Origin of the sequence: Gracilimonas qinghaiensis, assembly GCF_046602855.1 — a bacterium.
Classification (GTDB): Bacteria; Bacteroidota; Rhodothermia; order Balneolales; family Balneolaceae; genus Gracilimonas.
This window is the reverse complement of sequence record NZ_JBKINJ010000002.1, coordinates 875,086-888,389: the sequence shown is the minus strand read 5'-3', so window position 1 is coordinate 888,389 and position 13,304 is coordinate 875,086. Positions and strand designations below refer to the sequence as shown.

The 13,304-nt window shown below is 41.9% G+C and carries 14 protein-coding genes; 8 read left to right on the top strand and 6 right to left on the bottom strand.

Translation table 11 applies throughout. From position 1 onward, the window contains the following. Nucleotides 1-8: 8 nt before the first annotated feature. Nucleotides 9-440, bottom strand: coding sequence for a ribonuclease P protein component (locus ACKGJO_RS13830; RefSeq protein WP_411324034.1), 432 nt, complete (start codon nucleotides 438-440; stop codon nucleotides 9-11). Continuing rightward, entirely contained in the window at nucleotides 418-576 is a 159-nt protein-coding gene (gene rpmH / locus ACKGJO_RS13825; protein ID WP_395086141.1) for a 50S ribosomal protein L34, read from the bottom strand. The genes ACKGJO_RS13830 and rpmH overlap by 23 nt, the downstream gene beginning before the upstream one ends. A 436-nt stretch (nucleotides 577-1,012) precedes the next feature. Between rpmH and ACKGJO_RS13820 the strand changes: the two genes are divergently transcribed. Then, nucleotides 1,013-1,750, top strand: coding sequence for a tetratricopeptide repeat protein (locus ACKGJO_RS13820; protein ID WP_411324033.1), 738 nt, complete (start codon nucleotides 1,013-1,015; stop codon nucleotides 1,748-1,750). A gap of 125 nt (nucleotides 1,751-1,875) precedes the next feature. On the opposite strand, the gene ACKGJO_RS13815 is transcribed toward ACKGJO_RS13820, so the two are convergent. Beyond that, nucleotides 1,876-3,333 carry a glycine--tRNA ligase gene (locus ACKGJO_RS13815; RefSeq protein WP_411324032.1) on the bottom strand — a complete coding sequence of 486 codons (1,458 nt, stop codon included), beginning with the start codon at nucleotides 3,331-3,333 and terminating at the stop codon, nucleotides 1,876-1,878. Between the two features lie 250 nt (nucleotides 3,334-3,583). Here ACKGJO_RS13815 and nth point away from each other — a divergent pair, with 250 nt between their 5' ends. Next, entirely contained in the window at nucleotides 3,584-4,288 is a 705-nt protein-coding gene (gene nth, locus ACKGJO_RS13810) for an endonuclease III (protein ID WP_411324031.1), read from the top strand. A 475-nt stretch (nucleotides 4,289-4,763) separates the two neighbouring features. Then, nucleotides 4,764-6,020, top strand: a complete 1,257-nt coding sequence (gene amrB / locus ACKGJO_RS13805; protein ID WP_411324030.1) for an AmmeMemoRadiSam system protein B — start codon at nucleotides 4,764-4,766, stop codon at nucleotides 6,018-6,020. 7 nt (nucleotides 6,021-6,027) lie between these two features. Here the strand turns inward: amrB and gldC are convergent, their stop codons facing one another. After that, on the bottom strand, nucleotides 6,028-6,357 hold the full coding sequence (gene gldC / locus ACKGJO_RS13800) for a gliding motility protein GldC (protein WP_411324028.1): 330 nt from the start codon (nucleotides 6,355-6,357) through the stop codon (nucleotides 6,028-6,030). 298 nt (nucleotides 6,358-6,655) lie between these two features. Beyond that, complete coding sequence (locus tag ACKGJO_RS13795) at nucleotides 6,656-6,964, bottom strand: GIY-YIG nuclease family protein (protein ID WP_411324027.1); 309 nt, start codon at nucleotides 6,962-6,964, stop codon at nucleotides 6,656-6,658. Nucleotides 6,965-7,259: 295 nt separating this feature from the next. Between ACKGJO_RS13795 and ACKGJO_RS13790 the strand changes: the two genes are divergently transcribed. Next, on the top strand, nucleotides 7,260-9,227 hold the full coding sequence (locus ACKGJO_RS13790; RefSeq protein WP_411324026.1) for an ABC-F family ATP-binding cassette domain-containing protein: 1,968 nt from the start codon (nucleotides 7,260-7,262) through the stop codon (nucleotides 9,225-9,227). A 14-nt stretch (nucleotides 9,228-9,241) separates the two neighbouring features. After that, nucleotides 9,242-9,775, top strand: coding sequence for a hypothetical protein (locus tag ACKGJO_RS13785; RefSeq protein ID WP_411324025.1), 534 nt, complete (start codon nucleotides 9,242-9,244; stop codon nucleotides 9,773-9,775). A 145-nt stretch (nucleotides 9,776-9,920) separates the two neighbouring features. On the opposite strand, the gene ACKGJO_RS13780 is transcribed toward ACKGJO_RS13785, so the two are convergent. Next, a complete protein-coding gene (locus ACKGJO_RS13780; protein WP_411324024.1) occupies nucleotides 9,921-10,343 on the bottom strand; it encodes a VOC family protein in 423 nt (140 codons plus the stop codon). Between the two features lie 180 nt (nucleotides 10,344-10,523). On the opposite strand from ACKGJO_RS13780, the gene ACKGJO_RS13775 reads away from it, so the two are divergent. From ACKGJO_RS13775 to ACKGJO_RS13765, 3 genes are read left to right on the top strand one after another with little or no spacing between them, the layout of a single operon-like run. After that, a complete protein-coding gene (locus tag ACKGJO_RS13775) occupies nucleotides 10,524-11,450 on the top strand; it encodes a bile acid:sodium symporter family protein (protein ID WP_411324023.1) in 927 nt (308 codons plus the stop codon). After that, on the top strand, nucleotides 11,443-12,711 hold the full coding sequence (locus ACKGJO_RS13770) for a lysophospholipid acyltransferase family protein (protein ID WP_411324022.1): 1,269 nt from the start codon (nucleotides 11,443-11,445) through the stop codon (nucleotides 12,709-12,711). The genes ACKGJO_RS13775 and ACKGJO_RS13770 overlap by 8 nt, the downstream gene beginning before the upstream one ends. 55 nt (nucleotides 12,712-12,766) lie before the next feature. After that, nucleotides 12,767-13,303, top strand: coding sequence for a superoxide dismutase family protein (locus tag ACKGJO_RS13765; protein ID WP_411324021.1), 537 nt, complete (start codon nucleotides 12,767-12,769; stop codon nucleotides 13,301-13,303). Nucleotide 13,304 lies beyond the last annotated feature (1 nt).

Genomic DNA, 13,304 nt, shown 5'->3' with positions numbered 1-13,304 from the left:
TATAGGGTTTAGAAAGTTGAGTGGTTTGACAAGATCCGTTCACGCAGTTTTTCCATTCCGGAAACTACATCCTTTTGAACAGTCTCAAAGGTGAGGTCAGCGCGACGAGCCAGAAAAGCGAACTTAAGTTTTATGTCAGCTAACTGAGGCAATTCTGTAATGATGTGTTGATTAAGTCGGTAAGCTTCTCTCATAAAACGTTTTGCTCTATTTCGTTCTACCGCATTACCGATCTTTTTAGGGGCTATAAATCCGACATAGTACTGGTTGCCGTTGCCGCGTGTGACTGAATAGCGAATGTTCACCGCCGGTTTAGAGATGAATGAGGAACCGTTGAAGAGTTCCTCAAAATTTCGCCTGCCACTTAGAATTTGAGATTTAGGCAGAGTAAATCTGTGATCAGAAGAATATGTGGCCCTACTTGGCTCCTTTTCTCTCATCACTTACTGTCAGCTTGTGACGTCCTTTTTTGCGTCTGCTCGCAATGGTTCTTCGCCCATTCTTACTGGACATACGTTCGCGGAAACCATGCTTATTCTTACGCTTCTTATTACTAGGTTGGTACGTGCGTTTCATGAATTTGGATATTTTATACGTTCAATTTCTTATCCGAAAAAGGCTTTAAATATAAACAGAATCTCAGAAAAAACAGAACTATTATTTACACTAATAACCTATTCTTTAAAATACCTTACAAACGGTGTTCTATCTTCATATTTGTGTCATGTTTACAAGAGACTGAGCTTCACAGATAAGTATGGAAAAATGGGACCCTGATCTACTCGTTGGATGGTGTAGAAATCAAAGTTGAAGATGTTGTTGCGGTTTTATGCGTTTGTGTTTCACAAGTTTCAATTACACGAAAACCTTTCCTCAAAATCATTTAAAGTTCTTTGTATTAACTGTTTGTCATGGCAAATTTTAATATTTTAAAAAACAGCAAATAATTGATAGATACTTTATGGGTCGTCGTGTATTTAATAGAAATTTCTTCCTGGTCTTCACGCTCTGCTTGATTTTAACCGGCCTGGCAAAAGCTCAAGATAATGTTGCCACAGATTCGCTGGTTAGTCAGGCAGCCACCTATTTTGATGAGGCTAAGGAACAAAAAGCGCTTGAAACGTATCTCAAAGTTCTTGACGAAAAACCAGAGCATTATGAAGCTTTATGGCATACTTCACTGCTCTATGCCCGTATTGGATTCCGAATGAAATCTGGATCAGAAAAGGAAGACTACTACAAGGAGTCGTTGGAATATGCTGAAAAGACCTTAGAACTATATCCGGATAAAGGCTATACACATTTTGTATACGCAGTAGCTCAAGGCCGCATTTCTGATATCTCTAACCTTGATACACGTATTGAAAAATCACACATCATAAAAAAGCATGTAAGTAAAGCCGTGGAATTACTTCCCGAGTATGCTCCGGCATGGCTTTTATTGGGAGTATGGCACAGCGAGGTGGCAAACGTGGGTTCTGCTCAAGAATTTGCAGCAGGAATTTTCTCTGAGGGGTTACCGGATGGAGCCTCCAATGAAAAAGCTGTAAAGTACATCAATAAAGCCATAGATCTTAAACCTGAGAAGGTCATTCGTTTTAAGCTTGACCTTGCTCGTCACTATGAGCGGTCCGGTCAAAAGCAGAAAGCAATACAAACATTGAAGGAAGTACTGCAGGAAACTCCCAGCAATGAGATCCAAGAGTGGAATATGGAGAAAGCAAAAGAATTGCTGGAAGAGCTTTCCTGAAGGACCTGTAATCAGTTAGCAAGAATAGACATCCTTTCTTAAGGTTGGTTACAGTTGATTCAAACTAAAAAAAGGCAGACCATTTGGTTGGACTGCCTTTAAATATTATTAGTGGACTCAGAAGATTACTCCGGCTTCCAGTCTTCCATGCCATCACGGATCACATCTGCCAGTCTTGAAACAGGCACACGATCCTGACTCATATCATCGCGGTACCGAATGGTCACCGTATCCTCTCCTTCTGATTCTACTCCGTCGAAGTCTACAGTCACGCAAAATGGCGTTCCGGCTTCATCCAATCTACGGTAACGCTTACCTATTGACCCGGATTCATCGTACATCACCGAGAATTCCTCACGGAGGTTTTTCTCAATTTTATGGGCTAGATCTTGCAGTTTGTCTTTCTTTATGAGCGGGAAAATACCAACCTGAACGGGAGCCAGCTTTGGATTCATTTTCAAAACGGTGCGTGTGTCGCCATCTACTTCTTCCTCTCGGTAAGCATCACAAAGTACCATGAGGGTAAGTCGGTCAAGGCCCACTGAAGTTTCGATCACATATGGGACAAAACGCTCCTGATTTTTCTGATCGTAGTAATCCAGTTTCTTACCGGAAAACTCGGCATGCTGAGTCAGGTCAAAATCTGTTCGATTGTGGATACCTTCCACTTCCTGCCAGCCAATCGGATATTTGTACTGTATATCGGCAGCCGCTCTTGCATAGTGTGCCAGTTTATCCTCAGGATGTGGAGCTGTTCTTAAGTTCTCTTCTCGGATCCCCATCATTTTATGCCACTCAAGTCTCTTTTCCAGCCATTTTTCGTATTCATCTTCATCAGTTCCCGGCTTCACAAAGTATTGCATTTCCATCTGCTCAAATTCCCGCATACGAAATACAAACTGACGAGCCACTACCTCATTTCGGAAAGCTTTACCGGTTTGGGCGATCCCAAATGGAACGGTTACACGAGCTGTGTCCAGTACATTCTTGTAGTTCACAAAAATTCCCTGGGCGGTTTCAGGTCGTAAATATACGCCGTCTTCCTCGGTTGAAGTCGACCCAAACTGGGTTTTGAACATCAGGTTGAACTGGCGTACTTCGGTCCAATCGAAAGCGCCGGATTCCGGAGCACGGATCTCATTTTCCATGATGATCTCGTATAGGTCTTCGGTCAGACTTTTGCGTGAACCACAGGAGTCCAATTTTTCTTGAATGGCATTGGCTTCTTCGTTTTTCTCATCTTTTCGCAGCTTTTCAATGTGCTGCTCAATGAGCATATCCGCACGATAGCGTTTTTTGGATTGCTTGTCATCGATCATCGGATCATTGAATCCACCCACGTGACCACTTGCTTCCCACACTTTTGGATGCATGAAGATGGCGGCATCTATGCCAACAATGTTATCGTGGCGGCGGGTCATCTCCTTCCACCAGGCATCACGGATATTTCGTTTTAGTTCTACACCGAGGGGTCCGTAATCGTAAACGGCACTGAGTCCGCCATAGATCTCTGATGATTGAAAGATGAAGCCCCGCGCTTTCGCCAGCGATACAATTTTATCCAGATTGTCCAAATTCGACATGTCAGTGATTTTACAGTTACAATAATTCATTGAGCGCCAAAGATACGGAAATGAATATTGAATATTCAGTGTCGGCTCAGGTTAATCTGCCATAACTTCTCTTTAATTTTAAGTGAGGTAATTTTTAATATTAAATGAATGGTGGGGTATTTAACATTTAAAATTGAACATTAATCCTATATGCGCATATAGCTACAAAATCATACCTTCAAACGCACTGATAACTATTTACTGTTAATTGATCATTGAAATGGCGAAAGACAAGAATAAACTTCCCAAGCTTCCTCGAAAATCCAAGAAGCAGAAAGAACGGGCGCTTGAGATCCTCAATGAGCTCTATAAATATTATCCCAATCCGCATTGCGAGCTGGATCACCGCAATCCTTTTGAGCTTTTGATCGCAACCATATTAAGTGCACAATGCACGGATATACGCGTCAATAAAACAACCCCGGCTCTTTTCGAGACCTATCCCACTCCTGAGTTGATGAAGGATGCTCCGCTCGAAGAATTGGAGGAACTGGTTCGATCCACCGGATTTTATCGTAACAAGGCGAAGTCGCTAAAAGAAACTTCCTCAATACTTGTTGAGGAGTTTGACGGGAAAGTTCCTCAGAACATGAAGGATCTGTTAAAACTTCGTGGGGCCGCTCGAAAGACCGCTAATGTGGTTTTAGGGAATGCATTCGGTATCAATGTAGGTGTAGTGGTTGATACCCATGTAAAACGTTTTTCAAATCGATTCGGACTCACTAAAGAAAAGAAGAACACGAACAAGATCGAAAAGGACCTGATGGCCTTATTCCCCCGCGAAAGTTGGACGGACCTGTCACACCTGATGATCCATCATGGCCGCGGCCCCTGCAAAGCCCGGATTTCCGAAGCTCCTGATCATCCCCTCTGCAAAAATTACGGCATCAATTGTAAGTGCCAGAAAATGCGTGAGGATGAATGACCAATTCACGTAGGGGTAATATTTATCCTTTTCCCATAATTGTGGATTCTTTTCAATATACTCGATGATCTTATTCAATGGCCGCTGATCTCTAATAATGTGTTCGTGGTAATTTTGCTGCCAACATATTTTACTAATTGGTCCTCTCCTACTATTTATTTCTCTTGATACATTCATTTTATACCAGCCAATTTAGCTTCATTACACCATCTTCAACTTTACCAAACATTGGTTCCCTATTTTTGGTACAGATAGTAACAAAATAATATCCCGGTGAAGAATAGTCGTAAGATTGAAGTCATATTGATTGTCGATTATTCTTTGTTTTAAACTTTCTCATGACCTAACTTTTTAAAAAACGAAATTCAATCGTAGGGACAGTTTATGAATTGCGCCTACGATTGAAAACACGCTAATTTATTTTTCCTTATAGTTAGAGCAAATTAAAGCGAATTCCTTACAATCTTTTTTTCGCGTGACTGATACATCAGATACAATCTTCGCCTCCTACACCGATCCCATCCCTTCTTTGAGGTTTGATCTGCAGATCATTCCTATCAAACAGGATGGTGAAAACTATTTGTATTTTCAGGATCAATACGGGTATGCACCGGGTGATTTTGCAGTACCGCAATCTGCACAGAATATATTTTCATTGTTTGATGGTCAGCGTAGTGTAGAGGATATCATGGAATTTACCGGCCATGGCATCACCGAAGAACAGATCCTTGAATATGTTCAGTTTTTAGATAGAAATGCCCTGCTTCATTCTGTCTACTTCAAGCAACATGCTCAAAAAACCGAGCTGCATTATGAGCGATCAGATACTCACCGATCCATCACAGCCGGTCTTGCTTATCCAAATGATGCCGGGGAAATGACCCATTTCCTTAATGAGGCGTTTGAAAAATTACCAAAGTCATCTCCGACTCCAACTGCAAAGGCTTTGTATGCTCCACATATTGATTTAAGAGTGGGTATGAGCAGCTATGTAAAGGCCTTTTCATCTATCAGGAATCTGAAGCCAAAGCGCGTGGTGATGCTGGCCACATCTCACTACTCCGGCATGCATCCGGATATCTACGAAGGAAGCCCCTTTGTGATCTCCCGGAAAGATTTTGAGATGGTAAATGGAACGGTGAAAGCAGATCATGAAGCCCTTGAAATGATTGCAGACAGGCTTAGTGATGATGAAGAAAAGTACGGAGTGACCTTTCAGGATCGGGCACACCGTATCGAACACAGTATTGAGCAGCACCTTCTGTTCATCAACCACCTCTGGAAGCATGATTTCACCATGATACCGATCTTGGTTGGCGGACTCGATGAACTCTTTTACAAAGCTGACGGATTTCAGGGACAACAGGTGGAGAATTTCAGCAGCTTATTGCAGGAGTTTTTCGCAAATGATGAAGACACCTTCTTTCTTATCAGCGGTGATCTGGCGCATATTGGTAAAAAGTTCGGAGATCAAAAGCCGGCTAAAGATCTATTCGAGGAAGTCCGGACTTTCGATAATAAATTCATGAAAGCTGGTGCCACCGGCTCGCACTGGAATTTACTTAGCCTGATGAGTGAAAAGTATGATCCTTATCGTATTTGCGGCTATCCACCGCTTCTTTCTTTCCTGAAAACCATGCCTGACCGGAGTGGTGAAATCCTCACCTACGATATCTGGGATGAAGCCGAGCGGGAAAGTGGGGTGAGTTTCGGGTCTATCTTGTATTCTTAATTTTGAATTACTCTTTGATCTCCATCTTTTCCGCAAAGTAGGTGCAAAAATCACGCATGTCGCCGGCAATACGTTCGTCATCAATGGAACTTTCAAGGGTATTTGCCATGGTGACCAGCGTTTGGTGGAAGAAGATCTTCATTTCGTCTACGGTCATGTCGCGTGTCCACAGATCCAGTTTAAGCGTGTCCTTGTTCTTGGCATCCCAGAAGGAAAGCAGCATGGCGCGGCAGTTTACAGCATCCACGTTAGGCATGTCATCGGCCTTGAAGGCAATGTTGGATGCAATGTTTTGATCGTCTAGTTCTACGGTAATGTTGATGTCTTTCTGTGGCATGAGATCGATTGTGTTGAATTTCTTTCTAAATTAAGGCTTTCTGAACTGAATTTGTGAATGTTTTGGGGTTGATATATTCAATTGGTTTCAAAGCAGAGCGTGTGGAATCAGGGAAATACATACAAAGAGTAAACTGAATTGACATTCTTTGGCTACCTCTTTGGACCTGAGGTCCGGGCAGGCATTCCGAACGGGACGTTCGGAACGAGCAAGCACAAACCACTCACTTCCCCGTCATCCCCGTGAAGGCGGGGATCTAATAGTTGTCATAGCGCACCAATCTTAACCAAATAACCCATCAAAAATGCATTCTGCCACTAGGTAAAATATCATTCCAAAGATCTTTCATTTCCGGGTTGAAAGATTCGATCAAACTAATCTTCCAATCTCTATTCCACTTTTTTATCTGTTTTTCCCTTGTGATAGCCTGATACATAGATTGATGTACTTCATAATACATCAAATAATGCGTTTTGTATTTGGCAGAGAAAGTATAGCCTTTGCCTTTTTTGTGATCGAATACTCGTTTGTACAGATTACTTGTAACCCCGGTGTATAATACAGTCCTTTTACTGTTAGATAGTATGCAAACGTAGCCGGCTTTCATGTTAAGTAAGAGCGATATAAAATGTGTTTCTTACAGTTTTTTCTTAGGAAAAATTTTTAAGTGGTAATACTATTAGATTCCCGCCTGCGCGGGAATGACCTATAGGAGACTTAGGAGATTAAGACAAACTGCAGATTAACCACCCACTACCTCGTCATCCTCGTGAAAACGGGGATCTAATGGTTGCCCATGCCACAATAGGTAACCCCTTACAAAAGCCTCAGGATTAATTTCATACCGCAGTAATTAATCCATATTTTCAGCGCTCACTTTTCAATCAGATATTCATCAGACTTTGTTAGCACTCGAAAATATAACACTTCATTTAGGGGATCGTAAACTTTTGGATGGCGTCAGTACTTTCATCAATCCCGGTGAACGTATAGGATTAGTCGGACCAAACGGTGCCGGGAAATCTACACTGCTCAAGATCATTATGGAGATCCAGGAAGCAGATGAAGGCTCGGTCTCTTTAGCTAACGAAGAAACACTGGGATATCTGCCACAGGATGGAGTAGATCCTGATTTCACCCTGACCGTACTTGAAGAAGTGGAAATGGCCTTTTCAGAACTCTTTGATCTGGAAATGAAAGTTAAAGGCATTCAGGAAAAACTATCACAAGTGGATCCACAAAGCGATGAATATGACAAACTGATGGATCGTTACGGTTTGTTGCAAACGGAACTTGAATCCTCAGGTCTCTATGAGTTGCGTTCACAAGTTGAAAAAGTATTAATGGGACTCGGTTTTACTGAGGAAGACTTCCACCGGAATACATCCGAATTTAGCGGAGGATGGTTGATGCGTATTGCACTCGCAAAATTGCTCCTTCGCCGCCCTACCTATCTCCTATTGGATGAGCCGACCAACCATCTTGATATCGAATCACTTCAATGGATGGAAAACTTCCTGAATAATTATGAAGGTGCTGTAGTGGTTGTATCACACGACCGTGCTTTCCTTGACACCATCACCAATAGAACATTAGCTCTCAGAAACGGAGATATTTCTGATTATGCCGGCAACTACTCTTTTTATGAGAAAAAGTGGGAAGAAGAGCGAGAGTTGTTATTAAATGCCAAAAAAAATCAGGAAAAGCAGATCAAGGAAACTCAGGAATTTATAGACCGCTTCCGGTATAAGGCTACCAAGGCACGACAGGTTCAGAGCCGCATCAAGCAGCTGGAAAAAATGGAACAGATCGAGCTAGAGGATGAGCAGAACAATGTTTCTTTTCGCTTTCCGGAACCTGAACGCAGTGGTCAGGTAGTAATGAAACTGGCAGATCTGCACAAAAGCTATGATGGTCACGAGGTCTTTTCCGGCATTGATTACGAAATTGAGCGTGGAGATAAAATTGCTACCGTAGGGCCGAATGGAGCCGGGAAATCAACTCTGATCCGTATCCTGGCCGGCAACGAACCATTTCAGGGAGGTGACCGCGTTGAAGGCCATAATGTGACCGTCAACTATTTTGCGCAGCATCAGGCCGACGAGCTTGATCCTAGCAAGAATGCCCTGGAAACCATGCATGATGCCGGTTCGGGAGCAAAAGAGAGTAAGTTGAGAACCATTCTGGGTTGCTTCCTATTTCAGGGTGATGATGTATTTAAGAAGGTCAAAGTACTTTCCGGAGGTGAAAAAAGCCGGCTTGCACTCGCTAAGATGTTATTATCACCTGCAAATTTCCTTATTTTTGATGAGCCAACCAACCACCTCGATATGAGCAGTAAGAATATTCTTCAACAGGCCATTCAACAGTATGAAGGAACATGTGTGATCGTATCGCATGACCGTGCTTTCCTTGATCCGATTGTTAACAAAGTGCTGGAAGTACAGCCGGATTACATCAAGACCTACCTCGGAAACGTATCCTACTATCTTGACAAGAAGAAAGAGGAAGAGGAACTAGAAACCGTTGCTGAATCTGCTCAGAACAAAAAGGATGAAACCCCACAACTTTCCCGCAAGGAACAGCGCCGTATTGAAGCCGAGCGGAGAAATAGGAGAAACCGCCAGACAAAACCGGTTCGTGACAAAATTCAGATGGTCGAAAAAGAGATCGAGAAGATGGAAATCCGCAAAGACGAGATCGAGGAAGCAATGGCTGAACCTGATTTTTATGATGATGCCGACGAGGTAAAGAAATATTCATTAGAATATGATAAACTCAAAGCCGACCTTACGGACCGATACTCTAAATGGGAAGAGTATCAGCAGCGACTTGAGCATATTGAAACAGAACTTGGCAGTGAGAAGTGAGAGGGAAAATGATTATGAAATATTTCATTTACAATTTCTTAGCGGTTCTCGTTTTAACCAGCCTTGGGTGTTCTCCATCAAACAAGGTTATTGAAACATCAGAACAAATGAATCATGACCTGAAACCTGATGAATCGATCAGTATCAACATCAATGAAGTGATCTATTTTGTTTTTGTTAAGGAAGAATCACAGTGGTCAGGAGATCTGAAAACCTATTCTCTTAATGAGAACAATGAAAAAGTTGTGAGTCGCCATCTCGTTTCTGCCCAAGACAGCAGCTGGAGTGATTTCGATCAGTTTGTGGAGTTTTTAAACATTTATCAGATCCCGCCTCAGTATGAAGTCGATGGATGGGTGCCTGATTCGGGCGAATTACCCCAACGTGTTTATACTTTTGAAGTCTTTGATGGGGATACTACCCGGTCATTTTCTTATCAGGACCCGGAGCGTGGAATTAAAGAGTTTTGGCAGGCACAGAGTTTACTGACCTTTATGACCTTTGTTGAAAACGAACTGAATTGGGTTGAGGCAAGGAATACCGAATAGCCAATATTTTATATTGAAATCTGAAGGTGGTTGTATAAACTCCTTATTTGCCTACCAAAAAGATAGCCAAAACGTAAATCTCAATTCTAATCTATATGGATTCCGGTTCCATCACTTTGAAATGAGACCGGTTAGATCCACAACTTTATTTCGCGAAGATCTGACTTTTATCCCCAAAAGCCTTGAACTCCAGAGCGTTTCCACTTGGATCGAGAAAGAACATTGTGGCTTGTTCACCCGGCTCGCCCTTAAAACGAATGTATGGCTCTATTACAAAATCAATACCTTCGTCCTCAAGTTTATCAGCCAGTGCTTTCCATTCATCCATTTCGAGAATCACTCCAAAATGCCGGACAGGCACTCCTTTTCCATCTACCGCATTCATGGCAGACTCCTTAGCTTCTTCAGGACTCAAATGAGCAACCACCTGATGCCCCCACATGTTGAAATCGATCCAGCTGTCTGAACTTCGTCCGGTATCGCATCCAAGCAAGTCATGATAGAATTTATAGGCTTCATCAAGGTCTTTTACAGGAAAGGCAAGGTGAAATGGATTGATATTACTCATGGTACTTTTGGAGTTTGGTTATAATTTTAATCAAAGTAATGGATATCAAATTTATAAACCACAGGTGGATTTAGTGTTTTAATTATCAATACTTCCAATAATCCGGTATTCGTTATCTAAAAGATTTTGTATCCTTGAGCACTCATTTAAAAATATCATTCACAGCAATTATACTTCACTATGGGTGAATCGATCGATACGCTACAACTGAACCTTGGTAGTGGCGGACTTCATGTCATGAATGTCTCGCTGGCTATTATCATGTTTGGTGTTGCCCTGGAACTCACGATCGATGACTTTAAAAAAGTTGCCAAAAACCCCAAAAGCACACTTATCGGATTAGCTTCTCAGTTTTTCATGCTTCCTGCCTTAACCTATATAATGGTTCTCATCATGGAGCCTCACCCAAGCTTTGCTTTGGGAATGATGATGGTTGCAGCCTGTCCCGGTGGAAACATCTCAAATTTTTTCTCACTGTTGGCTCGTGGAAATGCAGCTCTATCAGTGAGTATGACTGCCTTTGCCACTTTGTTATCAATATTTATGACCCCATTTAATTTTGCATTTTGGGCCAGCATGTATGGTCCAACGAACGCGATTTTAACTGAGATCCATCTCGATCTTTTTGAAGTATTTCGGATCATTGTTCTCATCCTGGGAATTCCCCTCTTACTCGGCATGGTTCTCAGGCATTTCAAGGATAAACTTTCGCAAACTATCTCCCCTTACATTAAAAATTTTGGTATTCTGTTTTTTGCCGGATTTGTGATCGTTGCATTCAGCATGAACTTTGAGAATTTTATTGGCTACGTACATCTTGTTATATTATTGGTCTTTATCCATAATGCAGTCGCTTTAACCAGTGGATACTCACTTGGAGTTATCTTTAATCTTCCCCGAAAAGATCGTAAATCCATTGCCATCGAGACCGGCATTCAGAATTCAGGATTGGGCTTATTACTGATCTTCAATTTTTTTGACGGCCTTGGTGGTATGGCTTTGGTTGCAGCCTGGTGGGGGATCTGGCATATAGTTGCCGGTTTATGCATCGGATGGTATTGGTCAGTAGGAAAATCAACCTTACACCGCGTCTTCAGCAATGCGTAGAAAAAACTATCTGTGGTACCGATTTTGGAGACACACTGTTGTCGGCACCGGACTCAAATTCTTTTACAAAAAAATTAAGGCGGTTGGCAAAGAAAACCTGCCAAAAGACAAGCCTATCCTTTTTATACCCAATCATCAAAACTCATTCATGGATGCCCTGCATGTGGCAGTAACCATCAAACCGGTCATCTATTTTCTGACCCGTGCTCAGGCTTTCAGCCCGGATATTGTCGGAAAATTTCTATGGTCCATAAATATGATGCCTGTTTACAGAGTCAGGGATGGCTTCAGCTCTATTCAAAAGAACAATGAAATTTTTGAAAAATGTATTCAATATCTAAAAAACAAAGATACTATTCTGGTCTTTGCTGAAGCGAACCACAATCTTAAACGAAGAATTCGTCCCTTGAGTAAAGGGTTCACTCGCATTGCGTTCGGAGCCGAGGAAAAGTACGACTGGGATCTTGATCTGCAGATCGTGCCTGTTGGCGTTAACTATACAAGACATCGTAAAGCCGGAAATATTGTTCAGGTCAACTATGGCAAGCCAATTGCCGTAACAAAATATCGTGAGTCTTATCTTGAAGATGAACGCAAAGGCGTCGAATCGATGAAACGGGATGTTTCTGATGCCATGAAAGACCTCGTTTTTCATGTAGAAAACCTGAATGAATATCAGGTACAAAAGATCCTCTGGGATGACCTGGAACCGGATGAGCATAAAACTATAGATCCTGACACTGCGAATGCCCGTATTGCCAAAACAAAATCTTACTTGACTGAGGAAATCATTGATAAGGCAAAAACCCTAAATAAAAAAGCCGACAAGGCCGGAGTAGAACTTCAGGACCTGGCTTCTAAAAAAGACCTTGATTTAAAAAAGATATTATTATCTCCATTTTATCTTTTTTCACTGATCAATAATGCTATACCTTACCAACCTGTAAGATATATGGTGGACAACGTAATTAAAGATCGGGCATTTGATGCCTCTATAAAGTTTCTGCTATCCTTGCTCTTTTTTCCAGCATTCTACCTGATCATTTTGATCCTATTAAGCTTAATAGGAGTGGGGTGGACGATCTTGCTGAGTTACCTCTTCTTGAGTATTCTAACTGCCCCCCTATTTGTAAAGGCTAAGGATCTCTTCACTATTTCCCCAAAAAAGAAACTCAAAAAGAAAGATCCTGACTTGCTTGGTGAAATCGAAAACGAACTAACGGAATTCATTCATTTACGTGAAACTATTTTAAGTGAATGAAGCTCAGTTATTTACTGTTTTAAGTCTGAACTCAATAAAAAACCAAAACATACTTATGAAGCTTATTAGTCTCTTTACTGCTTTACTCTTAATTACTGTTGGATGCAACCAAACGGTAGAAGAGGAAGTAATAACAAATGATTTTGTTCATTCCGAACTTGTAGCCACCACAATGCCTGTTAACGATAGTGACGTTTCCGGCTCTGTTACCTTTACCAAAACTAATGATGGTGTTTCTGTGATGGGTGAATTTGAAGGATTAGAACCCGGTAAACATGGATTTCATATACACGAATTTGGTGATTGCCGAGCAGATGATGGAACCAGCGCCGGCGGTCATTTCAATCCTTTAAATAAAGATCATGGTGCACCCAGCGATATGAATCGCCATATGGGTGATTTGGGTAACATCGAGGCAAATGAAGAAGGTATCGCTATGGTTGATTATGTTGATGATACCATCACTTTAGAGCAGATTATCGGTCGCGGAATCATTGTTCACGCCGGAGAAGATGACTTAACTTCTCAACCGACCGGAGCAGCCGGAAGTCGTGTAGCATGCGGAGTGATCGGCATTGCCCAGACTGAGTAAG

Coding starts and splice junctions, on each gene's coding strand:
- ACKGJO_RS13775 (WP_411324023.1), top strand. CDS start 10,524: ATGGGTGAATCGATCGATACGCTACAACTGAACCTTGGTAGTGGCGGA.
- ACKGJO_RS13815 (WP_411324032.1), bottom strand. CDS start 3,333: ATGTCGAATTTGGACAATCTGGATAAAATTGTATCGCTGGCGAAAGCG.
- ACKGJO_RS13785 (WP_411324025.1), top strand. CDS start 9,242: ATGAAATATTTCATTTACAATTTCTTAGCGGTTCTCGTTTTAACCAGC.
- ACKGJO_RS13830 (WP_411324034.1), bottom strand. CDS start 440: ATGAGAGAAAAGGAGCCAAGTAGGGCCACATATTCTTCTGATCACAGA.
- ACKGJO_RS13770 (WP_411324022.1), top strand. CDS start 11,443: ATGCGTAGAAAAAACTATCTGTGGTACCGATTTTGGAGACACACTGTT.
- rpmH (WP_395086141.1), bottom strand. CDS start 576: ATGAAACGCACGTACCAACCTAGTAATAAGAAGCGTAAGAATAAGCAT.
- ACKGJO_RS13795 (WP_411324027.1), bottom strand. CDS start 6,964: ATGAAAGCCGGCTACGTTTGCATACTATCTAACAGTAAAAGGACTGTA.
- ACKGJO_RS13765 (WP_411324021.1), top strand. CDS start 12,767: ATGAAGCTTATTAGTCTCTTTACTGCTTTACTCTTAATTACTGTTGGA.
- gldC (WP_411324028.1), bottom strand. CDS start 6,357: ATGCCACAGAAAGACATCAACATTACCGTAGAACTAGACGATCAAAAC.
- nth (WP_411324031.1), top strand. CDS start 3,584: ATGGCGAAAGACAAGAATAAACTTCCCAAGCTTCCTCGAAAATCCAAG.
- ACKGJO_RS13780 (WP_411324024.1), bottom strand. CDS start 10,343: ATGAGTAATATCAATCCATTTCACCTTGCCTTTCCTGTAAAAGACCTT.